Raw genomic sequence first — 25,962 nt, 5'->3', positions numbered from 1 at the left:
CTCCCCGGCTGCCAGACCAACAAAGGCATAACGACATGTCCAATTCCCTGCTAGTCCGCCGCGCCGCCGTGTTGGGTGCCGGTGTCATGGGTGCCCAGATCGCGGCCCACCTGACCAACGCCGGCGTCGATACCGTGCTCTTCGACCTGCCTGCCAAGGAAGGTCCGGCCGACGGCATCGTGCTCAAGGCCATCGGCAACCTGGGCAAGCTCAGCCCTGCCCCGCTCGCCAGCAAGTCCTACGCCGAGGCGATCACCCCGGCCAACTACGAGACCGGGCTGGAGCAGCTGAAAGACTGCGACCTGATCATCGAGGCCATCGCCGAGCGTATGGACTGGAAGCAGGATCTGTACAGGAAGATCGCTCCGTTCGTGGCCGATCACGCCGTGCTGGCCTCCAACACCTCCGGCCTGGGCATCAACAAGCTCGCCGATGTGCTGCCCGAGCAGCTGCGTCACCGCTTCTGCGGCGTGCATTTCTTCAACCCGCCGCGCTACATGCACCTGGCCGAGCTGATCCCGGCCACCACCACCGATGCCGCCGTGCTGGAGGGCCTGGAAGCATTCCTGGTCACGACCCTGGGCAAGGGCGTGGTGTACGCCAAGGACACCCCGAACTTCATCGGCAACCGCATCGGCGTCTTCTCGATTCTGTCCACGATCTTCCACACCCAGCAGTTCGGCCTGGGTTTCGATGAAGTCGATGGCCTGACCGGCCCGCTGGTCGGCCGCCCGAAGTCGGCGACCTACCGCACCTCCGACGTGGTCGGCCTGGACACGATGGCGCACGTCATCAAGACGATGGGCGACACCCTGCCCAACGATCCGTGGCATCAGTATTTCGCCTCGCCGAAGTGGCTGGACGCGCTGATTTCCAAGGGTGCGCTCGGCCAGAAGACCGGCGCCGGCATCTTCCGCAAGGTCGGCAAGGACATCGTCGTGCTGGACCTGGAGAAGCAGGACTACCGCCCGGCCGACCGTACCGCCGCACCGGAAGTGGTCGACATCCTCAAGATCAGGAACCCCGCCGAGAAGTTCGCCAAGCTGCGCGAAAGCCAGCACCCGCAGGCGCAGTTCCTGTGGGCGACCTTCCGCGACCTGTTCCACTACAGCGCCTACCACCTGGCCGACATCGCCGAGACCGCGCGCGACGTCGACCTGGCCATCCGCTGGGGCTATGGCTGGTCGCTCGGCCCGTTCGAAACCTGGCAGGCTGCCGGCTGGAAGCAGGTGGCGCAGTGGATTGCCGATGACATCGTGGCCGGCAAGAGCATGAGCAATGCGCCGCTGCCTGACTGGGTGTTCGATGGCCGCGATGGCGTGCACGCCGCCGAAGGCAGCTACAGCCCGTCGCGCAACGCCAAGCTGCCGCGCTCGTCGCTGCCGGTGTACCAGCGTCAGCGCTTCCCGGACCCGCTGCTGGGCGAAGCCTTCAGCCCGGGCGAGACCGTGTTCGAAAATGACGGCGTGCGCATGTGGCACGACGGCGACGGCATCGCCGTGGTCAGCTTCAAGACCAAGATGAACACCGTGTCCGACCACGTGCTCGATGGCCTGCAGGAAGCGATCAAGCGCGCCGAGAAGGACTTCAAGGGTCTGGTGATCTGGCAGCAGAAGGAACCCTTCTCCGCCGGTGCGGACCTGGCCGGTGCGCTCGGTCTGCTGCAGGCCGGCAAGGTCGAGCAGTTCGAGGACATGGTGCACAACTTCCAGCGCACCAGCCAGGCGATCAAGTACTCGCTGGTACCGGTGGTGACCGCCGTGCGCGGCCTGGCCCTGGGCGGCGGCTGCGAGTTCCAGATGCACAGCGCCAAGAGCGTGGCGGCACTGGAAAGCTACATCGGCCTGGTCGAAGCGGGCGTCGGCCTGCTGCCGGCCGGCGGCGGCCTGAAGGAGCTGGCGGTGCGTGCGTCGCAGGCGGCTGGTCCGGGCGGGGATGTCTTTGCCGAGCTGAAGAAGACCTTCGAAACCGTGGCGATGGCCAAGGTGTCCAACTCTGCGGTCAACGCCAAGGAGCTGGGCCTGATGCGCGCCACCGACAAGGTGGTCTTCAACAGTTACGAAGCGCTGTACATCGCCAAGGCCGAAGTGCAGGCGCTGGCCGAAGGCGGCTACCGTCCGCCGATGCCGGCCCGCCGCATCCAGGTCGCCGGCGACGTCGGCATCGCAACGTTCAAGATGATGCTGGTCAACATGCTCGAAGGCCGTTTCATCAGCCCCTACGACTACGAGATTGCCGTGCGCATCGCCACCGTGCTGTGCGGTGGCGAAGTCGACCGCGGCACGCTGGTGGACGAAGAGTGGCTGCTGACCCTGGAACGCAAGCACTTCGTCGAACTGGCCCAGCAGGAAAAGACCCAGGCCCGCATCGCGCACATGCTCAAGACCGGCAAGCCGCTGCGCAATTGACCGCGCCCCCTGTCTACGGTGGGTGCCGACCCCGGGTCGGCACTCCGGCTAAAAATTTCGAGAGATCACTGCAATGACCAAGCAAATCCAGGACGCCTACATCGTCGCCGCCACCCGCACCCCGGTCGGCAAGGCGCCCAAGGGCGTGTTCCGCAATACCCGTCCGGACGACATGCTTGCCCACGTGCTCAAGTCCGTGGTCGCACAGGCGCCGGGCATCGACGTCAACCGCATCGATGACGCGATCATCGGCTGCGCGATGCCGGAAGCCGAGCAGGGCATGAACGTGGCGCGCATCGGCGTGCTGCTGGCCGGCCTGCCGGACACCATCGCCGCACAGACGGTCAACCGCTTCTGCTCCTCCGGCCTGCAGGCGGTGGCGATGGCCGCCGACCAGATCCGGCTGGGCAATGCCGACCTGATGCTGGCCGGCGGTACCGAGTCGATGTCGATGGTGCCGATGATGGGCAACAAGATCGCGATGGCGCCGAGCGTCTTCGACAACGATCACGTCGCCATCGCCTATGGCATGGGCATCACTGCCGAGAAGGTCGCCGAAGAGTGGAAGGTGTCGCGTGAGGAGCAGGACGCCTTCGCCCTCGCCTCGCACCAGAAGGCGATCGCCGCCATCCAGAACGGTGAGTTCAAGGATGAGATCAGCCCCTACGACGTACGCACCCGCCAGCCGGACCTGGCCGATGGCCGCCGCATCATCACCCGTGACCGCATCGTCGACACCGACGAAGGCCCGCGCCTGGATTCGTCGGCCGAAGGGCTGGCCAAGCTGCGCCCGGTGTTCCGCAACGGCCAGTTCGGCGGCACCGTCACCGCCGGCAACTCGTCGCAGATGAGCGACGGCGCCGGTGCGGTGCTGCTGGCCTCCGAACAGGCGGTCAAGGACTATGGCCTCACGCCGCTGGCCCGCTTCGTCAGCTTCTCGGTTGCCGGCGTGCGCCCGGAAGTGATGGGCATCGGCCCGATCGCCGCGATCCCGAAAGCCCTCAGGCAGGCAGGCCTGACCCAGGACCAGCTGGACTGGATCGAGCTCAACGAAGCGTTCGCCGCGCAGTCGCTGGCCGTCATCCGCGACTGCGGCCTGGACCCGTCCAAGGTCAACCCGCTGGGCGGCGCCATCGCCCTCGGTCACCCGCTGGGGGCGACCGGTGCGATCCGCACCGCCACCCTGCTGCACGGTCTGCGCCGTCGTCAGCAGAAATACGGCATGGTCACCATGTGCATCGGCACCGGCATGGGTGCAGCAGGCATCTTCGAATCGCTGTAACGCCGGGCGTTGCCAGGCAGAACGCAGAAGGGCAGCCGCGAGGCTGCCCTTCTGCGTGGGGTTGCTGCGTACCGACCCGCGGTCGGCACCCAAGTGTCCCGGTCAGCTTTCGGCGAGTGCCTTCTTGAGCATTTCGCGGGCGGGGCCAGCCAGCTTCTCGTTGTTGAGCGCGAAGCGGATGGTGGCCTCGACCAGTCCCAGGTGGGTGCCGCAGTCGAAACGGGTGCCCTCGAACCGATAGGCATCGACCCGCTCGGTCTTGAGCAGCTCGGCGATGGCATCGGTCAACTGGATCTCGCCGCCGGCACCGGTGCCGGTGGATTCGAGCAGGTCGAAGATCGCCGGGCTCAGCACATAACGGCCGACCACGGCGAGGTCGCTCGGCGCATCCTCAGGCTTGGGCTTCTCCACGATCGCGCTGATCCGGCCCTGGCGGCCGTCGAAGGCGTCGGTCGCCACGATGCCGTAGCTGCCGGTCTTGTCGTGCGGCACGTCTTCCACGGCAATGATGCTGGCGCCGCTGGCCTGGTTGGCATCGGCCATCTGCTTGAGCGCACCGTCGCCGCGGTTCCAGATCAGGTCGTCGGGCAACAAGACAGCGAACGGCTCGTCGCCGACGATGGCTTTGGCGCAGAGCACCGCGTGCCCCAGGCCCAGCGCTTCGGCCTGGGTGACAAAGATCGCCCGCACCCCGTTCGGCAATACGTGCCGGACCAGCTCCAACTGCTCCTTCTTGCCGGCGCGCTCGAGCTTCTGCTCCAGTTCGTAGGCCTTGTCGAAGTAGTCGGCCACCGCATGCTTGTAGCGGTTGGTGATGAAGATCAGGGTGTCGCACCCTGCTTCGATCGCTTCGTCGACCGCGTACTGGATCAGCGGCCGGTCAATGATCGGCAGCATCTCCTTGGGCACGGTCTTGGTCGCCGGCAGGAACCGGGTGCCCAGACCCGCTACCGGGAATACCGCCTTGCGAATGCGCTTGTTGCTCATCAGTGCCTGTTGGCCTCTCGTGCGGGGAACGGCAGCACTGTAGCGGAGGTGACGTTATCGTCCTGTGGCAATGGCGCGAACTCGGGCATGGTCGCAAACAGGATGCTGTTGATCGCATCGGTGTCGTAGGTGGCGATGGCCTCGCGCAGCTTGGGCACGTTGCCCAGCACCTGCTCGCGCGCGAAGCTGCGCACACCGGCTTCCAGGATCTTGGGGTGCGCCGTGGGACGGTAGTCCTCGTCCGAGTAGAACAGCGTCTCGTGCAGCTTCTCGCCCGGACGCAGCCCGGTATAGATGATGGCGATGTCCTTGTACGGCTGCTTGCCGGCCAGACGGATCATCTGCTCGGCGAGCACGCGGATCGGCACCGGCTCGCCCATGTCCAAGGTGTAGATCGCGCCATGCGACGCCGAGGCGGCCGCCTGCAGGATCAACTGGCAGGCCTCGGGAATGGTCATGAAGTAGCGCGTGACTTCCGGGTCGGTCACGGTCACCGGGCCACCCTTGAGGATCTGCTCGCGGAACACCGGAACCACACTGCCGGCCGAGGCCAGCACGTTGCCGAAGCGCACGGTCACGAAACGGGTGTGGTTGGTCTTCTGATCCAGGCTCTGGCAGATCATCTCCGCGTAGCGCTTGCTGGCGCCCAGCGCATTGACCGGATCGACCGCCTTGTCCGTGGAGATGAACACAAAGTGCTCGATCCGGGCCTCGACGCAGGCGCGCGCGACCGTTTCGGTGGACAGGATGTTATTGCGCACTGCCTCGCGCAGCTGACGCTCCAGCACCGGCACCTGCTTGTAGGCGGCAGCATGGAACACCGCGTCCACGTGCGACAGCGACAGGGCATGGCGGATCACCGCCGGATCACCGCAGTCACCCAGCACGGCCTCCACGTCCAGATCGGGGAAGCTGCGCTTGAGCTCGGCCTCGATGGTCAGCAGCAGCAGTTCGCTCATTTCCAGCAGCACGATGCGGCCAGCGCCGTGGCGCGCGCACTGGCGGCACAATTCCGAGCCGATGGAGCCACCCGCGCCGGTGACCAGCACGGTACGACCGCCCAGCCAGCCACGGATCAGAGCCCAGTCCGGCAGGATCGGCTTGCGGCCGAGCAGGTCCTCGATCGCCACCTCCTTGAGCTGCCCGGGCAATGAATGGCCCAGCAGGATGTCGTTGAGCTTGGGTACCATCCGGAACGGCACGCCAGTGCTTTCGCACAGGGCCACCACGCGCTGCATGCCGACCGCATCCAGCGAGGGAATGGCGATCACCAGCAGCTTGGCGGCGGTCTCACGGACCACGGCCGGCGCATCGTCCAAGGTGCCGAGGATCGGCAGGCCCTGCAGCTTGGCGCCCTGCAGGTGGGGCGCGTCATCAAGCAGCCCGACCGGATGGAAATCGCCGGACCGGCGCAGGTCACGGACCAGGGCTTCGGCCGCCTGCCCCGCGCCCAGGATCAGCACCCGGCGCGCACTGGCGTCCGACTGCAGCGCCTGGTAGTCCTTCCATGCACGGTACAGCAGGCGCGGCGCGCCAAGCAGCGCCGACAGGGCGAACGGATAGATCACCAGCACCGACATCGGCACGCCATTGAAGCGCTTGTAGGCCAGCGCCACCACGATGGCCAGCAGACCGATGAAGCTGGCTTTGAAGATGTTGAGCAGATCGGCCACGCTGGCAAAGCGCCAGAGGCCGCGATACAGGCCCACGCGCCAGAACACCACCGCCTGGATCACCAACACCAGCGAGGTGTCGATGTTCCACAGCGGCAGGGCCGGTGCATCGGGAAGCATGGAGTAACGGCCGGCATGCAGCAGTTGCCAACACGCCCAGACCATGAACAGATCGTGGGCGACGATGGCGGCCCGCGGAATCAAGCCGGTAAAACGGTCCTGCCAAGGCGTCATAAAAAGCACAGTCCTTCTAAAGGCGCATTCCCTTGCGCAGGAGTAGCCAAAGGCCGGTCGCGAGGATCATCCACGCGACAGCCACGGCAGCCTCCCACCTCGGCTGCAAATGTGTGCAAGCATTAAACACCGCGACACTGAATAAACCAAAAACAAAGTACATACCGGTGGTGAAACTGTGGCTTGCGCCACTTTTCACCATCCGCTGGTACAGGTGTTGTGTGTGGGGTTGCGTCCAACGCTGCCCCGACAGCATGCGCGACAACAGTGTGAAGCCGGCGTCCACAAGGAACCCGGTCAGCGGCACCAGCAGCAACACCCACTGGATGTCGGTCACCACGCTCGTCAGGCATACCAGCGCCGCGACGGCATAGCCAAGCGCGCCGCTGCCGACATCGCCCATGAAGATGCGGGCCTGCGGGAAATTGAACGGCAGGAAGCCCAGGCAGGCCAGGCCAAGCACGACGCCGGCCAGACCGAACGGCGACGGCAGCACGAGGGCAAAGGCCATCGCGGCCAGGATCGCCTGCGTGGTCGCAATGCCGTTGATCCCATCCATGAAATTCCAGATGTTGACCAGCGACACCGTGAACAGCAGGGCCAGAACCGACTGCACCAGATTGCCCGTGACCTGCCAGACCAGACCGGCCAGCAGCGCGGATGCGACCAGATGCACCAGCAGGCGACGCAGGGCGGGCAGCGGGTGGTGGTCGTCCCACCAGCCAATCCCCGCCACCATCCCCAGCCCGATGGCGAACACCAGCAGCGCCTTGGCGGCGGACGGCCAGATCAGCGCCGCCGCCAGGCAGGCCAACAGCAGCGTGGCCACGATCGCGATGCCGCCACCGCGGGGGGTGGCGACGCCGTGGCTGCGCCGTTCGCCCGGCTGATCCATCAGGTTGCGGCGCAGGGCGTACCGGCGCGCGCACCCGGTCAGGGCCGCAGAGAGGGCCATGACCGCCACCAGGCCGGCCAGCCAGATCCAGGGGATCACCACTTACAGCACCGCGTAGTTCAGCAGCGGCTTGACCGTACCCCACTCCTTGCAGCTGGGGCATTGCCAGTGGTGCGTCCGCGCGCCGAAGCCGCAGCGCGTGCAGCGATAGGCCGGATTGCGGACCAGCAACTGGTCGGTGATGTGTTTGAGGTCGTGCAGCGTGGCCGTCGCATCGGCGCCATCGGCCAGGGTGAGATCGATCAGCGCCGATTCGCCGCGGACCGACGGGCGGTCCTTGAGCTGGCGGCCCAGGTAGGCGCGCGCGGGTGCCACGCCTTCCTGCTCTTCCATCAGCTGGGTCAGGGCCAGCACGGGCGCGATGCCGCGGTAGTGCTCGGTCATCTCCGACAGGAACGCGCGCGCGCCGGCCAGGTCGCCGACCTTGCGGTAGTTCTGCATCAGGGCCGGCAACAGTTCGGGCAGGTAGTCCGGATCGTTGCGCGCGGCACGCTCGAACGCCCTGACCGCCGCCTCGTGATGCCCGACGTCGGACTCCAGGCGGCCTTCGATGATGCCGGCACGCACCGACATGGCATCGGCCTGGTAGGCACGTGCGATGGCCGCCCGCGCGTCGTCCACGCGGTCGGCGCCGCGATAGCGCTCGGCCAGTTCGCACTCGAACTGGCCGATCAGCTTGCCCATCGGCTCGCCAGTGACTTCCTCGAAGCGGCTGGCGTTGTCGATCGCCTTTTCCCAGTCGCGTTCGGCCTGGTAGATGCCGATCAGGTGCTTGAGCGCCTGCGGGGCGCGCTGGTCGATCTGGGCCAACTCGGTGAACACGGTTTCGGCACGGTCGAGCAGGCCGGACTTCATGTAGTCCTCGCCCAGGGCAAGGAGCGCCTGGACGCGCTGTGCATCGCTGAGGTCGCTGCGGTTGACCAGCCCCTGGTGCAGGCGGATCGCACGGTCCACCTCGCCACGGCGGCGGAACAGATGGCCCAACGCGACCTGGGTCTCGAAGGTTTCCTTGTCCAGCTCGGCGATGTGCAGGAACAGCTCGATCGCCTTGTCCGGCTGTTCATTGAGCAGGTAGTTCAGGCCACGGAAGTAGGTGCTGGAGAGCCGGCTGACCTGGTTGTCGCCATGACGCTGGCCACCGCGCCGGCCAATCACCCAGCCCGACAGCGCCGCCAACGGCAGACACAGGAAGAACCAGAACCACTCGGAGACAAATTCCATCGGCGCTCAGCGTCCGTCGAAAGTAGAAGAAGGAGGAGGTGTGGCGACCACCACGGGGGCAGCCTTCTGCGCCTTGCGCAGTTTGGAATACAGCGGGATGACCATGCTGGCCAGGACCAGGGCACCGCCGATCAGGGCACCGGACAGCAGCGAAATGATGATGGCCAGGCCGGTGGTGGTGGCGATCTGGGTGAAGCCCAGGCTGATGGCGATCGGCTGCGAATTGAGCGCGCCGACGATGAGCCCGACCACCAGAACCGCCAGCAGGACCAGTAGACGTACGATATTCATGTACCAGCTCCAGTTCCGGAAGGCCTCAAGAGTAGCGGACTAGCACTCCGCTCTACCAGCCAACACGGCGGAAAACATGCATCCGGGATACGGACGCGACGGCTCAGGCAGGATCGCTTTCCAGCGGTACGACGGCGCTGACGCGCTCGCGCAACTCCTTGCCCGGCTTGAAATGCGGGACATGCTTGCCCGGCAATGCCACCGACTCCCCCGTCTTGGGGTTGCGCCCGAGGCGCGGCGGCCGGTAGTGCAACGAAAAACTGCCGAACCCGCGGATCTCGATCCGATCACCGCCGGCCAGCGCCCCGCCCATCATTTCCAGCAACGACTTCACCGCCAGATCGACATCGTCCGACTTCAAATGCGCCTGTCGGCGCGCCAGGATTTCGATCAGCTCGGATTTGGTCATTACGGGCTCTTGGGGAGGAAACCAGACCCTGAAACGGCCCGGACAAAAGTCCGGGCCGTCCAGGAAACTACTGCAACGGGTAAGACCGATTACTCGGACTTGTTGCCGTTCAGCTGTGCGCGCAGCAGCGCGCCGAGCTGGGTCGTGCCACCCGAAGCGGACTGGTATTCCTCCAGCACTTCGCGCATTTCCGCGTCGTCTTTGGCCTTGATCGACAGCTGCAGGGTACGGCCCTTGCGGTCCATGCCCACGAACTTGGCTTCGACCTTGTCGCCGACCTTCAGGAACTGGGTCGCGTCGTCAACGCGCTCGTTCGCAACGTCGCGAGCGGACACGTAGCCTTCGATGCCGTCAGCCAGTTCGATGGTAGCGCCCTTGGCGTCCACTTCCTTGACCACGCCTTCGACCTTGGAACCCTTCGGATTGGCCGCCATGTACTGGCCGAACGGATCCTGCTCCAGCTGCTTGACGCCCAGGCTGATGCGCTCGCGTTCCGGATCGACGGCCAGGACCACTGCGTCCAGGGTGTCGCCCTTCTTGAAGTTGCGGACCACGTCTTCGCCGGTGGTGTTCCAGCTGATGTCCGACAGGTGCACCAGGCCGTCGATACCGCCGTCCAGGCCGATGAAGATGCCGAAGTCGGTGATCGACTTGATCTGGCCCGACACCTTGTCACCCTTCTTGTGGATGGCAGCGAAGGTTTCCCACGGATTGGCGGCAACCTGCTTCATGCCCAGCGAGATGCGGCGACGCTCCTCGTCGACATCCAGGACCATGACTTCGACTTCGTCACCGACCTGCACAACCTTGGACGGGTTGACGTTCTTGTTGGTCCAATCCATTTCCGAAACGTGCACCAGGCCTTCGACGCCCGGCTCGATCTCGACGAACGCGCCGTAATCGGTGACGTTGGAGACCTTGCCGAAGACGCGGCTGTTGGCCGGGTAACGACGGGCGATGTTGTCCCACGGATCCTCGCCCAGCTGCTTCAGACCCAGCGAAACGCGGTTGCGCTCGCGGTCGAACTTCAGCACGCGCACGTCCAGCTCGTCGCCGACGTTCACGACTTCGGACGGGTGGCGCACGCGCTTCCAGGCCATGTCGGTGATGTGCAGCAGGCCGTCGATACCGCCCAGGTCCACGAACGCGCCGTAATCGGTCAGGTTCTTGACGACACCCTTCAGGATCGCGCCTTCCTGCAGCTTGTCCATCAGCTGCTCGCGCTCTTCCGAGTGCTCGCTTTCGACGACTGCACGACGCGAGACCACGACGTTGTTACGCTTGCGGTCCAGCTTGATGAGCTTGAATTCCAGCTCCTTGCCTTCCAGGTAGGCCGGGTCGCGCACCGGGCGCACATCCACCAGCGAACCGGGCAGGAACGCGCGGACATCCTTGATGTCCACGGTGAAACCACCCTTGACCTTGCCGCTGATGCGGCCGGTGATGGTTTCGTTCTTTTCCAACGCTTCTTCCAGCTCGTCCCACACCATCGCGCGCTTGGCCTTCTCGCGCGACAGGACGGTTTCACCGAAGCCGTTCTCGATCGAGTCGAGGGCGACCTTGACGACGTCGCCTTCGGCAACATCGATCTCGCCAGCGTCGTTACGGAACTGTTCGATCGGCACGATGCCTTCGGACTTCAGGCCGGCGTTGATCACCACGACGTCGCCGCGGACTTCAACGACAACACCGCTGACGATGGCGCCCGGCTTCAGCTTGGCCAGATTGGCCTGACTGGCTTCGAACAGTTCGGCAAATGATTCGGTCATTAGATTTACTCTGTTGGACACATGGGCATTGGTCCCCGCAAGGGTTCCGTTTACTGCCCGCCTGTTGGTCGACCCCGGAAACGCAGGTCGTGTGTTAAGTAGGAAAACCGCCACGCATCATTGCGGGACGGAGCTGTTGTTGCCTTGCAGTAGTGCGACTGCCGTCGATGGACTGACGGCCCTCCTTACAACGGATCAGGCACCCGAAACCGGAAGCAGATCCAGTACCTTGGCAACGACGGCGTCGATGCCGATACCACTGGTGTCGATGATGACGGCATCGTCTGCCGGCTTCAGGGGCGCCACTGTGCGCTGTGCATCACGGGCGTCGCGGGCCATGATCTCGCGCAGGAGGTCTTCAAAGTTAACAGAAACCCCCTTGTCTTTCAACTGCTTATGCCGCCGCTCCGCCCGCTCCTCGGCGCTGGCGGTCAAAAAGACCTTGAATGGGGCATCCGGGAAGATGACCGTCCCCATGTCGCGACCGTCGGCAACCAGACCCGGCTCGATCCTGAATGCGCGCTGGCGCTCCTTCAGGGCGGCCCGGACCTCCGGAATGGCCGCAATGGCCGACGCCAGGGCGCCGGTGGTCTCCAGGCGCAGCTCGTCGGTGGCATCGGTATCGTTGACCAGCACGCGCAGCCCGCCATCGGCCGATTCGACGAAACGGACATGGGTATCGAACGTGCACCGGACCAGCGCGGAGGCGTCGGATGTGTCGATATCGGCCCAGCTGGCCGCCACGCCCACGGCGCGGTACAGGGCGCCCGAATCGAGGTAATGCCACCCCAGCCGGCGTGCGACAATGCGGCTGACGGTCCCCTTGCCGGCCCCGGACGGGCCGTCGATGGTGAGCACGGAAGGAAGCTGGTTCATGGGTTTCCCGGTGATTTTGACGGGCCATTCTAGCCCCTGCCCGGCCCCGCCCGAGACCTTTTTCGTGCAACCACTTGAAAGGATGGAAAAAAGACCGGTAGAATGGCGGGCTTGAACGAGCGTCACCTGCCGATTGTCATCTGCATATCGCGGCCGCGCTCCAACCGAATCCAACGTTTACGCCGAGGTATGCAATGAAAGTCCTGTCTTCCCTGAAGTCGGCCAAGTCCCGTCACCGTGACTGCAAGGTCGTTCGCCGCCGTGGCAAGATCTTCGTGATCTGCAAGTCGAACCCGCGTTTCAAGGCTCGCCAGCGCTGAGCCGAAGGAAGTCGCACCCGCACGGGTCGCGACCTGCCTGAACAAAAAGCCGCCTCCGGGCGGTTTTTTGTTGCCGTTTTTGCTGTAATCGGCGGGTGGGGCGCGGCCGCTGGCCGCGACACCTTCTTTTTTCTTGACCACTGGGGAGTAGATCGAGATGAAACGTTACCTGACCACCCTGCCGCTGCTGGCCCTGCTGGCCTGTTCCAGCGTGCATGCCGACACCCTGCTGATCGACCGCAGCCGCGAGAAGCCCGCCGTGGCCCTGCCCGTGCGCGGCCAGAGCATGCAGCAGGTCCAGTCGCAGTTCGGCGATCCGGGTGAACGCCTGGAGCCGCGCGGCGGGCAGAAGCGCCAGTGGCCGACCATCCACCGCTGGGTGTACCCGCAGTTCACCGTCTACTTCGAGAAGCAGAAGGTGATCGATGTGGTTGCCAACCAGGCCGACGCCAATGAGATCGGGCCCAAACCGCCGATCCGCTGACCCTCCCACTGCCCGCCGCCCGGCGGGCCATCGCACCGAGATCATGAACGACACGCTCCGCTTTCCGGCCGAATGGGAACCCCAGTCCGCCATCCTGATTGCCTGGCCCCACGCCGAAACCGACTGGGCCGACCGCCTGGGCGACGTCGAGGACACCTACATCGCCCTGGTGGCAGCCATCACCCGTTTCCAGCCGGTGGTGATCATCGTTGCCGACGATGACCTGGAGGCCTACGCCGACGCGCGCCTGCGCTCCAACCGCATCGACATGGACCGCGTCCGGTTCGTCACCGCGCAGTACGACGACACCTGGCTGCGCGATTCCGGCCCGATCACGCTCACGCGTGCCGATGGCCGTTTCCGCCTGCTCGACTTCCGCTTCACCGGCTGGGGCGGCAAGTTCGACGCCAGCCTGGACGATCAGCTGGTGGGCGTGCTGCATGGCGCCGGGCTGTTCGCCAATGCGGAACTGCAGAGCATTCCGTTCGCGCTGGAAGGCGGCGGCATCGAAACCGATGGCGCCGGCACGCTGCTGACCACCTGGCAGTGCCTGCACGAACGCCATCCGGACCGAGACCGCGCCTCGCTCAGCGCCGATCTGGCAACCTGGCTGGCGCAGGACCGGGTGCTGTGGCTGGACCACGGCTATCTGGAGGGCGACGACACCGACGCCCATATCGACACCCTGGCCCGCTTCGCCTCGGTGGACAGCATCGTCTACCAGGCCTGCGACGACAGCAGCGACTCGCACTTCGCCGAACTCCAGGCGATGGGCGACGAACTGGCCGCGCTGCGCACCGCCGACGGCGCGCCGTACCGCCTGTTCCCGCTGCCGTGGGCCCGCCCGGTGATCGACGAGGGCCGCCGGCTGGCGGCATCCTACGCAAACTACCTGATCCTCAATGGGGCGGTGCTGATGCCGGCCTACGGCGACGTGGCCGACAACGCCGCACGCGACGTCCTGGCCGAGGCCTACCCGAACCACGAGATCGTGCAGGTCCCCTGCCGCTCGCTGATCTGGCAGAACGGCAGCCTGCATTGCATCACCATGCAGTTGCCGGAAGGGTTGCTGGCGTAACGCCACCCCCTGGTCGACGCACCACCTGGCGCCGGGCTTTTGCCCGGCGCTTTTTGTTTTCGGCAACGCACGGGGGTCCGCGCGCTCGCCGGGCTGGCACCATGCCATCGCCGCGCATTTAGCGCCCAGCACGCCGCGTGCACCCATCCGCGATAAACTGCGGTTTTCCCCCTGCAGGACCCGCCCCGGATGAGCTCACGCCACACCCTTTCCGTCGCCCTGATCCAGGAGCGCAACCACGGTGACGCGGCCGCCAATCTGGCCGTGATCGAGACGCGCGTGGCTGAAGCGGCCGCCCAGGGTGCCAAGCTGATCCTGCTGCAGGAACTGCACAACGGCGCGTACTTCTGCCAGCACGAATCGGTCGATGAATTCGACCTGGCCGAACCCATCCCCGGCCCCAGCACCGAACGTCTGGGCGCATTGGCGAAAAAGCATGGCGTCGTCATCGTCGGTTCGCTGTTCGAGCGCCGCGCCGCCGGCCTCTATCACAACACGGCCGTCGTCTTCGAAAAGGACGGCACGCTGCTGGGCAAGTACCGCAAGATGCACATCCCGGACGATCCGGGTTTCTACGAAAAGTTCTACTTCACCCCCGGCGACATCGGCTTCAAGCCGATCGACACCTCGGTGGGCCGCCTTGGCGTGCTCGTGTGCTGGGACCAGTGGTATCCGGAAGCGGCGCGCCTGATGGCGCTGGCCGGCGCCGAGCTGCTGCTCTACCCCACCGCGATCGGCTGGGACCCGGATGACCAGCAGGACGAACAGACCCGCCAGCGTGACGCGTGGGTGCTGAGCCACCGCGGCCATGCCGTCGCCAACGGCGTGCCGGTGCTGAGCTGCAACCGCGTCGGCCACGAGGCCTCGCCGCTGGGCGCCTCGGGCATCCGGTTCTGGGGCAACAGCCATGTGCTCGGCCCGCAGGGCGAGTTCATCGCCGAGGCCGGCACCGACCCGACCGTGCTGATCTGCGACGTGGACCTGCAGCGCAGCGAGCATGTCCGTCGGATCTGGCCGTTCCTGCGTGACCGCCGCATCGACGCCTACGGCGACCTGCTCAAGCGTTACATCGACTGACCGCCCAGGCCTCTGACCCGTGACCGTGACCGTGCTGCTGCGCGACGCCAACGTTGCCGATATCCCGGCCATCACCGCCATCTACGCGGTGGAAGTGACCGACTTCGTCAATACCTACGAGTACGACGTACCGGACATGGCGGAGATGCAGCGACGCATGCATGACATCGTGTCGCGCGGCTTCCCGTACCTCGTTGCAGAGGTCGATGGCCGGGTTGCCGGCTACGCGTATGCCAACACCTACCGCGGCCGCATCGCCTACCAGTGGACCGTGGAGAATTCGGTCTACGTGGATGCCGCGTTCCAGGGACACGGGGTCGGCACGGCCCTCATGCAGGGTCTGATCGACGCGTGCGTGGCGCGCGGCTATCGCCAGATGGTGGCGGTGATCGGCGAGCCGTCGAACACCGCCTCGATCAAACTGCACGAACGCTTCGGCTTCCACACCGTCGGCGTTTTCCGCGGCCTCGGCCGCAAGCATGGCCGCTGGCTGGACACCGTCCAGATGCAACGCGCGCTCGGCGATGGTGCCGACAGCGCCCCTTCGAATGAATGATGCGATGACTGATACCCAGATCGACGACACCGGCGACACACTGTTCGCCGGCCAACCCGTGCGCGTGGTCGAACGCGACGGCGTGCGCTATACCCTGCTCGGCACCGCGCACGTCTCCCAGGCCAGTGTGGACGCGGTCGAGCGCGCGATCGGCAGCGGCCGCTTCGATGCGGTGGCCGTGGAGCTGGACGCGCAGCGCCTGCAGGCGCTGACCAACCCCGATGCGCTGGACAAGCTGGATCTGGTCGAGGTGATCCGCAAGGGGCGTGTGGCGCTGTTCGCGGCCAACCTGGCCCTGGCCGCCTACCAGCGACGCCTGGCGGAGCAGCTGGGCATCGAACCGGGCGCGGAGCTCAAGCGGGCGGTCGCCCTGGCGAACGAGCGGCACCTGCCGGTGCACCTGATCGACCGCGAGGTCGGCCTGACCTTCAAGCGCGCCTCGCAGCGGCTGGGTTTCTTCGGCAAGATCAAGCTCGTTATGGGCCTGGGGGCCGGCCTGTTCGCCTCCGAGGACGTGGGCGAGGACGAGATCGAAAAGCTCAAGCAGGGCGACATGCTCGAAGCCAGCTTCGGCGAGTTCGCCAGCGAAAGCCCGGCGCTGTACGAAACCATCATCGGCGAGCGTGACCGCTACATGGCCACCCGCCTGCGCGAGACCCACGATCCAGAGCAGCGCAACGTGCTGGCCGTTGTCGGTGCCGGTCACCTGGCCGGACTGGCGCGGTACCTGGAAAACGATACCGATGCGCCGGGCCCGCTGCGTGCGTCGCTGGAAGAGGTGCCGAAGAAGCGCAACATCCCCTGGATCACCCTGACCATCCTGGCGATCGTGCTGACCGGCATCGCCGTTGGCTTCTACCGGGGCGGCTTGGGCGTGGGTACCGAGCTGCTCGCGACGTGGGCGATGTACACCGGCGGCCTGGCCGGCCTGGGCTGTCTGTTGGCGGGGAGCCATCCGTTGAGCATCCTGACGGCGATCGTGGTCGCTCCGTTCAAGCCGTTCCGCCTGAGCATCCCCACCGGCGCGTTCTCGGCCCTGGTCGAAGCGCGCCTGCGCAAGCCGGCGTATGAGGACTTCCTCAAGCTCCGCGATGACGCCCAGAGCCTCAAGGGCTGGTACCGCAACCGCGTTACCCGGGTGGTGCTCACCTTCATGCTGACCAACATCGGCAGCATGCTGGGCCTGTGGCTGACCGGGTTCCAGGTGTGGCACAAGGTCGGCGGCTGACCGCCACCGCGAGGTAGAGCCGACCGTTGGTCGGCTGCCGTTGTTTTTCGGGGGGCCGGCCAACGGCCGGCACCCCGTGGCATCACGCCGCTTCGATCACCGCATCGCTGCCCTTCGGCGGCAATCCCCTCGCCCGCCGCACGAGGCTTGCAACCGCGCTGCTCAGGTCGTCCAGGATCGCGTAGATGGTCGGCAGGAACAGCAGGCTGACCACCGTGGAGAACGCCAGTCCACCGGCAATGGCACGTGCCATCGGGTAGTACGGCGGGCCGTTGCCGAGCAGCTGCGTGTCGGTCAGCGAGATCGGAATCATGGCCAGAATCGCCGTACCCATCGTCATCATGATCGGTCGCAGGCGCTCACGCGAGCCCTCCACCAGCGCCAGCGTGCGCCCTGCCCCGCGCCGGCGCAGGTTGTTGATGTGCTCGATCATCACAATGCCGTTGTTCACCACCACGCCCATCAGAACCAGGATGCCGATGAAGGACATGATTCCGAACGAGGTGCCGGTCAACCAGAACAGCCAGAACACACCGAAGATCGAGAACAGCACGCCGCTCATGATCGCCGCCGGGAACAGCAGCGACTCGAACACCGCCGCCATCACCACGTAGATCATCACCAGTGCGATCAGCAGGTTGAACATCATCTGCTGCATCGCCTCGTTGTCGTCACCGTAGTCGCCGCCATCGAAGGTGAAGGTGTAGCCGGCCGGGAAGCTCATGGGCTTGAGCACCTCCTCCATCGCCTTGCGCCCTTCGGGCACCGTGACCTTCTCGGCAAGGTTCGCCTTGATGGTCAGCGTGGTCTGGCGGTTGGTGCGGCCGATCTGGGTCGCGGTCGGCTTGACCGTCACATCGACCAGGCTCAGCAGCGGCACCGAGCGGCCGTCACCGGTACGAACAGTGAAGCTGGCCAGGTCTTCGGGACTGCTCTGCTCGGCACCGGCAAAGCGCACCCACACCGGCACTTCGGTATCGCCGCGACGGAACTCGCGCATGGGGGCGCCGCGCAGCGCCAAGCCGACAAAGCTCGCCACCTGCTCGGCATTGAAGCCGAAGGCGGCCGCACGCTCGCGGTCAACATGGATGGCCAGTTCGCTGCCCTTTTCGCCGTTGTCGATGCGCACATCGCGCAGCTCTGTGCGCTGGGCCAGCAGGGGCAGCACTTCCTCGCCGATCTCCTGGAGCATCTTGGTCGAATCACCCACCAGCTGCACCTGCACCGACTGATTGCCGCCACCGCCGCCATCGCCGCCCTGGTTGCCGACGACGTAATCCGCACGCGCTGAACGCGGCAGGCCCTTGCGCAGCAGTTCCTGCACCGCAGGCAGGTTGTCGGCATGTTCGGTATCGAAGGTCACCGTGGTGCTGCTGCCTTCCTGCTCGCTGTACCAGGAGTACACCTGGGTGATGTAGAGCTTCTCGCGGTTCTCGTCGAGGTAGCGCTCCACCCGCGCCACTTCCTCGGACATCTGGACGTAGGTGTAGGCGCCCTTCCAGTTGTACCCGATGAAGATGTCCTTGCCGCCTTCGCCGCCGAACATGTCGATCTTGGTGAGTTTCATCGGCACCAGGCTGATCAGCACCACCAGGAAGATGCCGAACACGCTCCAGCCGCGGTGCTCCAGCGTCCACTGCAGGATGCGCGCATAGCGTCGCTGCAGGCGTGCGATCACGCCGGTCTCCGAATGCACCAGCTTGGGCGTCTTCATGCGCGCCGACAGCATCGGGATCAGGCTGACGGCGACCAGCCACGAGGCCAGCAGCGACACCGAGATGGTGATCGCGATCTGCGCCATGAAGATGCTGATGTTGTTGGTTTCGCCGAACAGGTTCGGCACGAACACGATGCAGTGGCACAAGGTGCCGGCGCTCAGCGCGATGGCCACGTTGCGGGTGCCGATGATCGAGGCAAGCACCGGCTGGTCGGGCATGCGCTCGCGTTCCTGGTAGATGCTTTCCACCACGACCACGGCATTGTCCACCAGCATGCCCACTGCCAGCAGCAGTCCCATCATGGTGAGGATGTTGAGGGTGACCCCCGCGAAGTACATGAAGCCCAGGGTGATCACGAAACAGATCGGAATGGCCAGGGTGACCATCAGCGTGGAGGGCCAGTGGCGCAGGAAGAAGAACAGCACCGTCACCGACAGCAGCAGGCCCACCGCACCGGCCTCGGCCAGCTCCAGCAGCGAGGAGGTGACCATCTTGCCCTGGTTGTCGATCACCTTGACCTGCACATCGCGCATCGATGACTGGCTGCGGATCGCTTCCACTTCGGCCAACGCCGCACGCGACACTTCCACCAGGTTGGCGCTGCGCTCCTTGTAGATATCCAGGCCGATGGCGGGATTGCCATCCAGTCGTCGGCCAAAGTTCATCCGTGTCGGCTTCAGGCGTACCTCGGCGATGTCACCCAGGCGCAGGCCCTTGGTGTCGATCACCAGATCGCGCAGTTCCTGCAGGTCGGTGATCTCGCCGACCGGTTGGATGCGCACGCGCTGGCCGTTGTCGTCGATCTGCCCGGCCGAGATCGAGAAGTTCAGCGTGCGCAGGCGGTCGCTGAGGTCGTTGATGCTCAGGTTGTGCGCGGTCAGACGGTCGGGACTGATCGCGATCTCGACTTCATTGGGGGGCGCGCCGGAAATATTGACGCGGGCGACGCCGGGAATGCGTTCCAGACGCCGCTTGAACTCGCGGTCGAGCATGTCGTACGCGCCGGTCAGGTCCGAGGTACTGGCCAGGCGCACCTTCAACACCGGGTCGTCGCTGCTGGACCACTTGAACACGTTGTAGCGTTGCAGGTCGTCCGGCAGGTCGGTGCGGATCGCGTCGATCCGCTCGCGCGCATCGGAGGCCGCGATGGCGATGTCGCGATCCCAGTCGGTGAACTCGATGAAGATGCTCGCGCCCTCGGAGGTGGCCGAGGAGCGCATGCGCTTGATTCCGGTCATCGTCGCCAGCGCTTCTTCGGTCGGGCGGATGATGTTGCGCTCCACCTCTTCCGGGGTGGAACCGGTGTAAGGCACCTGGACGAACAGGAACGGGGCGGAGATGTCCGGCAGTGCCTCCAGCGGCAACCGGAACGAGGCGATCAGCCCCACCACCGCCAACGACACGAAACACATGATGGTGGTGATGGGACGACGGATGGAGAACTCGGCGACGCTCATGCCGGCTCCTGTGCGCTGCCGGCGGCATGGCCGCGCGGTGCCCGCGTGAGGTGGCGGCCGCGTTCGCGGTAGTAGGCATCGCCGCGACGGTCGAGCAGGTCGTATACGACCGGAATCACCACCAGAGTCAGCAGGGTGGACACCAGCAGGCCGCCGATCACGGTGATGGCCATCGGTGCGCGCACCTCGGCACCCTCGCCCATCGCCACGGCCAGCGGCAGGAAGCCGAACAACGTGCACAGGGTGGTCATGATGATCGGGCGCAGGCGCGAACGGGCGCCCTCGACCAGGGCCTCCTGCTTGGGCACGCCGGCTTCGCGCAGCTGGTTGACCTTGTCGATCAGGATGATCGCGTTCTTGGTCACCAGACCCACCAGCAGGATGAGACCAATGAACACCACCACCGAGATCGGCTTGCCGGTGAGCATCAGTGCCAGGATCGCACCGACCAGCGCCAGCGGGATGGTGAACAGGATGACAAACGGATGCAGCAGCGATTCGAACTGCGAGGCCATCACCAGGTAGACCAGGAAGATGGCCAGGCCGAAGGCGAAGATCAGCGAGCGCGCGGAATTGGCCAGCTCTTCGCCCTGCCCGCCGATGTGCATGCCCACACCGGCACCGACCGGCTGCGCGGCGACCATTGCCTGTACTTCACGCACCGCACCGCCGAGGTCGATGTCGCGCAGATTGGCCGACACCACCGCCACGCGGGTCTGATCGGCGCGATGGATCTCGCTGGGACCGTTGGTGGCGACCACCTCGGCCACCGCGTCCAGCGTGACCGGGCGGCTGCTGCCCGGGTTGACGATCAGGCGACGGATGCTGTCCACGCTGGCGCGGTCGCCTTCCTGCGCGCGGACCAGTACATCGATCTTGCGGTCGCGGAAACTGTAGCGGGTGGCAACGTCGCCACGCACTTTCTTGACCACCACGTCGGCGATCTGGCGCGTGGTCAGGCCCAGTGCGCCGGCGCGTTCCTGGTCGAAGCGGATCTGGATTTCCGGGAACCCTTCCTCGACCGTGGACTTCACGTCGGCGTAGTGCGGGTTGTTGCGCAGCATTGCCGCCAGTGCCTGGCCGGCACGCTCCAGCGTGGCCATGTCCTGGCCGCGCAGCTCCACTTCCAGCGGCGTGGAGAAGCTGAACAGTGCGGGACGCGCGAAATCGACCTGCACGCCGGGGTGCTGCTTCATGGTGTCGCGCAGGCGTTCGGTGATCGCCGCTTCAGTACGCGCATCGCCTCCCCCCGCCATCACCACGGTCAGCTTGCCGATGTTTTCGCCGCTCTCGGTCGGGCTGGCATCCAGGCGCGTACCGCTGCCGCTGACGCCGTACAGCGACGCGATGCTGTCATCCCCGGCGTGTGCCAGCTGTACCTCGCGGACCAGCGCATCGGTCTGTTTGAGCGGCGTGCCGGCCGGCAGCTTGGCGGTCATCTCGAAGCGGTCCTGGGCCAGTTGCGGGATCAGGTCGGCACCGAGCATCGGCACCAGCGCGAGGGTCGCCAGGAAGGCGATCGCGGCCAGGCCGAGCACCTTGCCCGGATGCTGCAGGGCGTTGGGCAGCAACCGCAGATAGCCGCGCTCGGCGCCGGCGTAGGGCTTCATCGCCACATCGCTGGCCTTGCGCATCACCGGGCCGATCACGGCGACCAGCAGGCGCCAGACGCGGACCACGGCCCACGCCACGCCGAAGAAGCTCCAGCGCGCCAGCGTGCCGATACCGCGACGGCCGCCTGCCACCGGCTTCAGCCAGCGACTCTCCGGCTGCCACGTGGCGTGCGCCGGCTCGGCCGGGAAGGCCAGCGGCGGACGCCCCTTGAGCGAGCTCAACATCGGAATCAGGGTCATCGACACCAGCAGCGAGATCGCGATGGCGATCGCCACGGTCAGCGCTTGATCGCGGAACAGCTGGCCGGCGATCCCGTCGACGAACACCAGCGGCAGGAATACCGCAATGGTGGTCAGGGTCGAGGCCACCACCGCCATGCTCACTTCGCGGGTGCCGGCAATGGCCGCCTCGAGGATGCCCAGGCCACGCTCGCGCGCCTTGGCGATGCTCTCCAGCACCACGATGGAATCGTCCACCACCAGGCCCGTTGCCAGCGCCAGGCCGCCGAGTGACATGACGTTCAGGCTCAGGCCCAACTGGCCCATGAAGAAGAACGTCGTGATGATCGACACCGGCAACGACAGGCTGATCACGAACGTGCTCCAGCCATCGCGCAGGAACATGAAGATGATCAGGATGGCCAGGATGCCGCCGATCACCGCGTCCTTCTTGACGTCGCTGATCGCATGCTCGATGAAGCGCGACTGGTCCTCGATGACGGTCAGCTGTGCGTCGCCGGGAATCTGGTCCTTGATCTGCTCCAGGCGCTTGCGCAGCGCTTCGGCAGTGGCCACGGTATTGGCGTCACCTTCCTTGTAGATCGCCAGCTCCACCGCCTCGCGACCGCCCAGGCGGATGATCGCCTCGCGTTCCTTGAAGCCCTGGCGAACGCTCGCGACGTCCTTCAGGCGCACCGGCACGCCGTTGGCGATGTTGGTGGAGCTGGAACTGGATGCGCTCTGCGCGGCGGAGGCGGCGGCGATGGCCGCGTCCGAGCCGGTCGACGCCGCGATGGCGAACATCTGCTGCATGGCCGCGTCGGCGGCGTTGCCGTTGCTGCTCTGGGTGGTCACCAGCAGGTTGCGGATGTCCTCCAGGTCGGCGAACTGGTTGACGGTGCGCACCAGATAGCGCTGCGAGCCCTCTTCCAGGCGCCCGCCGGAGATGTTGATGTTCTCTTCTTTGAGGCGCTTGATGACGTTGTCGATGGGCAGGTTGAGCTGGGCCAGCTTCTGCTGGTCGATGTCGACCTGGATCTCGTCCTCCAGGCCACCGCCTACCTTCACCGCCGCCACGCCGGTGACCGGTTCCAGCTTCTTCTTCAGGTCTTCATCAGCGTAGCGGCGCAGCTCGGTGAGCTGGCGCATCGCGTCGGCATCGGTGGCCGGATCGCTCTTGGCCGCAATCACCAGGCGCATGATCGGCGCGGTGGAGGGATTGAAGCGCAGCAGCACCGGTGCTTTCGCTTCCAGTGGCAGGTTCAGCGCCTCCATCTTGTCGCGCACCTCCAGGCTGGCCTGGTCCATGTTGGTGCCCCAGGCGAACTCCAGCACCACATCGCTCTGGCCGGTACGCGAGACCGACTTGAGCTTGCGCAGGCTCTTGACCACGCCGACGGCTTCTTCCACCGGCTCGGTGATCAGCGTTTCGATTTCCGCCGGTGCCGCACCGGTGTATTCGGTGCGCACGGTCAGTGTGGGATAGCTCAGGTCGGGCAGCAGGTTGACCTTGAGATTGCCCAGCGCGATGAAGCCGAACAGCAGCAGCGTGACGGTGAACATCGCGATGGTGACGCGGCGGCGGGTGGCGAACTCCACCAGGCCGCCGCCGTGGGCACCCGGGCGATCGCCCGCGTGCGGGTCGTTGCCGTGGTCGTTGCCGGCCGACGTCATTGACGGTTCTCCGCCTTGGCGGCAGGTGCCGCCTTGGCCACCGTTGCCGCCTTGGTACCGATCACCTGCACGGCAGTGCCGTCGCGCAGCGCCACCTTGCCCGCAGTGACCACCTGGTCGCCCGCCTCCAGCCCCGCGCGGATTTCCACCCACGGGCCTTCGGCATAGCCCAGCGTGACCGGTACACGCGTGACCTTGCCGGCCTGCACGCGGAACACCGCCGGCTCGCCGTCGTCAAGCAGCGCCAGGCGCGGAATCACCAGTGCATCGGTGCGCTGGTCGTAGTCGATGCGGATGCGGCCGAACATGCCCGGCTGCAATCCCGCCGCGTCTTCGCCGAAGCCGCTGACCACGCGGAAGGTGCCGCTGCCGGAATCCACCACCGGCGCAATGCGGTCAACGGTGCCGGGGAAGGATTTGCCGGGCAGCGCGTCGGCCACCAGCGTCACCGGCTGGCCGGGGCGCAGGGTTGCCAGCTCGCGCTCAGGCACGTTGAGCGTGGCCTCCAGGCGCGAGTTGTCGACGATGCGGAAGATCGGCGTATTGATCTGGACGAAATTGCCGGTCTTGATCGAGCGCGAGGCGATCACCCCGGAGATCGGCGCCACCACCGTCGTGTAGGACAGCTCGAGCGCCGCCAGGCGGTATTGCGCACGGGCGTTTTCCAGATCGAACCGCAACTGGTCGACGTCGGCGGCGCTGACCATCTGCTGGCCAACCAGCTTCTGGGCGCGCTGGTAGCTGTTCTCCAGTTTGTGCATCTGCGCTTCGCTCTGGGCCACGGCCAGGCGGGCGCGGTCCGGATCCAGGCGCACCAGCGGCTGGCCAGCGCGCACCGGCTGCCCTTCTTCCACCAGCACCGCCAGCGCTACGCCGGACGTTTTGGCGACCACCTGCGATTCGGCGCGCGGCTCGAGCGCCGCGGTACCGGTATAGCTGGCAGCGACCGCTCGACGGGTTGCGGCGACCGCTTCCACTGGAACCGCCTCGACCGCCTTGGCGGCCTTGGGGTCCTTCTCGGCAGCCTGGGCCTCGGTCGAACCACCGCCGGCGCCACAGGCGCTCAGCAACAGGGAAGTGGTGATCAGCAGTGCAGCGGCGCAGGTTCCGGTGCGGCCGTGCAGAAGAGTAATTCGCGACATCGTCGTGTCCCTGGGGGATGCGTGGGCAGGTGTGGTAGCAAAGTAATGCACCACGTCACGATCACACCATATCCCAAAGGTCATGGTGACCTTGGGCCGCCCCCTCGGGCACCCCGGTTTCAGCTAGATGAAAACGCAGGCTATACTCGTGCCAGTTCCGTACCCCACGCCGGAACGACCAGACCCGTACAACGGAAAGGACATCATGCGCCCGCAGCCGCTCGCCGCTTGTCTTCTGGCCGTCCTCCTGCCCCTCGGGGCCGCCGCACAGGCCGCTACTGCTCCCGCCGTACCCGCCGTACCTGCCGCACCCGCACCGACCGCCGCGCCGGCCACGCCTGCGGCCCTCACCGGCCGCTACGACAATGGCCGCGTGCTCGCCTACACCTGCCAGGGGTGCCACGGCATCACCGGCTACAAGAACGCCTATCCCAGCTACCGGGTACCCAAGATCGGCGGCCAGACCCAGCAGTACCTCAGCCAGGCGCTGAGCGAATACCGCCAGGGCAAGCGCAGGCATCCGACGATGCAGGCGCAGTCCATGAGTTTCAGCGAACAGGAGATCGCCGATCTCGCTGTTTACCTGTCCACCGCCAAATAAGCACGCTCATGACGAAAGCCGCGCCGTTCAAGCGTTACGCCATCGCCCTGTCCGTTGCCCTGCTGCTGGCTGCCTGTTCGCAGTCGCAGGTGGAAAACAGTGCAGATTCCGCCGCCGATCCCGGCCATGCCAGTGGTGAACACGGATCGGGCTCCTCCGCCGGCCTGCCGGCCGGTCGCATCGCCGCCGGCGAAGCGCGGGCCCAGGTCAAGGGCAAGGCCACCCAGCAGAGCTGCATCGACTGCCACGGTGCCGACGGCAACCAGCCGATCGACCCGACCTACCCGAAACTGGGTGGGCAGTACGGGGATTACCTTGCCCATGCCCTGCAGGCCTACCGCGCCGGCGACCGCCAGCACGCGTTGATGACCCCGCAGGCAGCCGACCTCAGCGACCAGGACATCGCCGACCTGGCGGCATACTTCGGCTCGCGACCCAGCCAGCTGCGGGACCTGCACGGGTTGAAGTGACCGCGCGGCGCGACCGTTCGCCTGACGCAACAGCGTAGAGCCGGGTTCTACCCGGCTGCTCTTCGTTCGGGGGCAAAGCGCCTGAAGCAACAGCGTAGAGCCGGGTTCTACCCGGCTGCTCTTCGTTCGGGGGCAAAGCGCCTGAAGCAAGCCGGGTAGAACCCGGCTCTACGCGGCTGCTGTTGTCGTGCACGCCTGAGGCAAGCCGGGTAGAACCCGG

Annotated in this window: 21 protein-coding genes; 10 read left to right on the top strand and 11 right to left on the bottom strand. The window is 65.9% G+C overall.

Annotated features, from left to right (window positions below; genetic code table 11):
* The first annotated feature begins 35 nt into the window (after positions 1-35).
* Entirely contained in the window at positions 36-2,408 is a 2,373-nt protein-coding gene (locus tag ACPEH8_RS02895) for a 3-hydroxyacyl-CoA dehydrogenase/enoyl-CoA hydratase family protein (protein ID WP_423665957.1), read from the top strand.
* A gap of 73 nt (positions 2,409-2,481) precedes the next feature.
* Positions 2,482-3,690, top strand: a complete 1,209-nt coding sequence (locus ACPEH8_RS02890; protein ID WP_136003813.1) for an acetyl-CoA C-acyltransferase — start codon at positions 2,482-2,484, stop codon at positions 3,688-3,690.
* 102 nt (positions 3,691-3,792) lie between these two features.
* Here the strand turns inward: ACPEH8_RS02890 and galU are convergent, their stop codons facing one another.
* The 8 genes from galU to cmk form a co-directional block, all read right to left on the bottom strand.
* Entirely contained in the window at positions 3,793-4,677 is an 885-nt protein-coding gene (gene galU, locus ACPEH8_RS02885; RefSeq protein ID WP_423665955.1) for a UTP--glucose-1-phosphate uridylyltransferase GalU, read from the bottom strand.
* Positions 4,677-6,584, bottom strand: coding sequence for a polysaccharide biosynthesis protein (locus ACPEH8_RS02880; RefSeq protein WP_017355600.1), 1,908 nt, complete (start codon positions 6,582-6,584; stop codon positions 4,677-4,679). The genes galU and ACPEH8_RS02880 overlap by 1 nt, the downstream gene beginning before the upstream one ends.
* Before the next feature lie 16 nt (positions 6,585-6,600).
* Entirely contained in the window at positions 6,601-7,575 is a 975-nt protein-coding gene (locus tag ACPEH8_RS02875) for an MraY family glycosyltransferase (protein ID WP_026070705.1), read from the bottom strand.
* Positions 7,576-7,581: 6 nt separating this feature from the next.
* A complete protein-coding gene (gene lapB, locus ACPEH8_RS02870) occupies positions 7,582-8,760 on the bottom strand; it encodes a lipopolysaccharide assembly protein LapB (protein WP_017355598.1) in 1,179 nt (392 codons plus the stop codon).
* Between the two features lie 6 nt (positions 8,761-8,766).
* Entirely contained in the window at positions 8,767-9,051 is a 285-nt protein-coding gene (locus ACPEH8_RS02865) for a LapA family protein (RefSeq protein WP_017355597.1), read from the bottom strand.
* Positions 9,052-9,154: 103 nt separating this feature from the next.
* The gene (locus ACPEH8_RS02860; RefSeq protein WP_017355596.1) at positions 9,155-9,460 is read right to left on the bottom strand and encodes an integration host factor subunit beta; all 306 of its coding nucleotides are present in this window, start codon (positions 9,458-9,460) and stop codon (positions 9,155-9,157) included.
* Positions 9,461-9,549: 89 nt separating this feature from the next.
* Positions 9,550-11,229, bottom strand: a complete 1,680-nt coding sequence (gene rpsA, locus ACPEH8_RS02855; RefSeq protein ID WP_017355595.1) for a 30S ribosomal protein S1 — start codon at positions 11,227-11,229, stop codon at positions 9,550-9,552.
* 195 nt (positions 11,230-11,424) lie between these two features.
* The gene (gene cmk, locus ACPEH8_RS02850; protein WP_017355594.1) at positions 11,425-12,105 is read right to left on the bottom strand and encodes a (d)CMP kinase; all 681 of its coding nucleotides are present in this window, start codon (positions 12,103-12,105) and stop codon (positions 11,425-11,427) included.
* Between the two features lie 194 nt (positions 12,106-12,299).
* Between cmk and ykgO the strand changes: the two genes are divergently transcribed.
* The 6 genes from ykgO to ACPEH8_RS02820 all read left to right on the top strand — a co-directional run bounded on the left by ykgO (position 12,300) and on the right by ACPEH8_RS02820 (position 16,848).
* Positions 12,300-12,425: a type B 50S ribosomal protein L36 gene (gene ykgO / locus ACPEH8_RS02845; protein ID WP_017355593.1), complete on the top strand. Its 126-nt coding sequence runs from the start codon at positions 12,300-12,302 to the stop codon at positions 12,423-12,425.
* Positions 12,426-12,582: 157 nt separating this feature from the next.
* Complete coding sequence (locus ACPEH8_RS02840) at positions 12,583-12,909, top strand: hypothetical protein (protein ID WP_017355592.1); 327 nt, start codon at positions 12,583-12,585, stop codon at positions 12,907-12,909.
* Between the two features lie 43 nt (positions 12,910-12,952).
* Positions 12,953-13,987, top strand: coding sequence for an agmatine deiminase family protein (locus ACPEH8_RS02835; protein ID WP_136003811.1), 1,035 nt, complete (start codon positions 12,953-12,955; stop codon positions 13,985-13,987).
* Between the two features lie 189 nt (positions 13,988-14,176).
* Positions 14,177-15,064 carry a carbon-nitrogen hydrolase gene (locus ACPEH8_RS02830; protein ID WP_017355590.1) on the top strand — a complete coding sequence of 296 codons (888 nt, stop codon included), beginning with the start codon at positions 14,177-14,179 and terminating at the stop codon, positions 15,062-15,064.
* 25 nt (positions 15,065-15,089) lie between these two features.
* Entirely contained in the window at positions 15,090-15,620 is a 531-nt protein-coding gene (locus tag ACPEH8_RS02825; RefSeq protein WP_153164608.1) for a GNAT family N-acetyltransferase, read from the top strand.
* Complete coding sequence (locus tag ACPEH8_RS02820; RefSeq protein WP_423665953.1) at positions 15,613-16,848, top strand: TraB/GumN family protein; 1,236 nt, start codon at positions 15,613-15,615, stop codon at positions 16,846-16,848. The genes ACPEH8_RS02825 and ACPEH8_RS02820 overlap by 8 nt, the downstream gene beginning before the upstream one ends.
* Positions 16,849-16,930: 82 nt before the next feature.
* Here ACPEH8_RS02820 and ACPEH8_RS02815 read toward each other — a convergent pair whose 3' ends face one another.
* From ACPEH8_RS02815 to ACPEH8_RS02805, 3 genes are read right to left on the bottom strand one after another with little or no spacing between them, the layout of a single operon-like run.
* On the bottom strand, positions 16,931-20,023 hold the full coding sequence (locus tag ACPEH8_RS02815) for an efflux RND transporter permease subunit (RefSeq protein WP_423665951.1): 3,093 nt from the start codon (positions 20,021-20,023) through the stop codon (positions 16,931-16,933).
* Positions 20,020-23,529, bottom strand: coding sequence for an efflux RND transporter permease subunit (locus ACPEH8_RS02810; RefSeq protein ID WP_262071311.1), 3,510 nt, complete (start codon positions 23,527-23,529; stop codon positions 20,020-20,022). Before ACPEH8_RS02810 ends, ACPEH8_RS02815 begins: the two co-directional genes overlap by 4 nt.
* Positions 23,526-24,671 (bottom strand): efflux RND transporter periplasmic adaptor subunit, encoded by a 1,146-nt coding sequence (locus ACPEH8_RS02805; RefSeq protein ID WP_017355585.1) that lies wholly within the window; start codon positions 24,669-24,671, stop codon positions 23,526-23,528. Before ACPEH8_RS02805 ends, ACPEH8_RS02810 begins: the two co-directional genes overlap by 4 nt.
* A 205-nt stretch (positions 24,672-24,876) precedes the next feature.
* On the opposite strand from ACPEH8_RS02805, the gene ACPEH8_RS02800 reads away from it, so the two are divergent.
* Entirely contained in the window at positions 24,877-25,272 is a 396-nt protein-coding gene (locus tag ACPEH8_RS02800; protein ID WP_026070702.1) for a c-type cytochrome, read from the top strand.
* 8 nt (positions 25,273-25,280) lie between these two features.
* Entirely contained in the window at positions 25,281-25,742 is a 462-nt protein-coding gene (locus ACPEH8_RS02795; protein ID WP_017355583.1) for a c-type cytochrome, read from the top strand.
* Positions 25,743-25,962: the final 220 nt, after the last annotated feature.

Origin of the sequence: Stenotrophomonas sp. NPDC077461, from assembly GCF_049545475.1 — a bacterium.
GTDB classification, from domain to species: Bacteria; Pseudomonadota; Gammaproteobacteria; order Xanthomonadales; family Xanthomonadaceae; genus Stenotrophomonas; species Stenotrophomonas nematodicola.
This window is presented reverse-complemented; position numbering and strand designations above follow the sequence as displayed.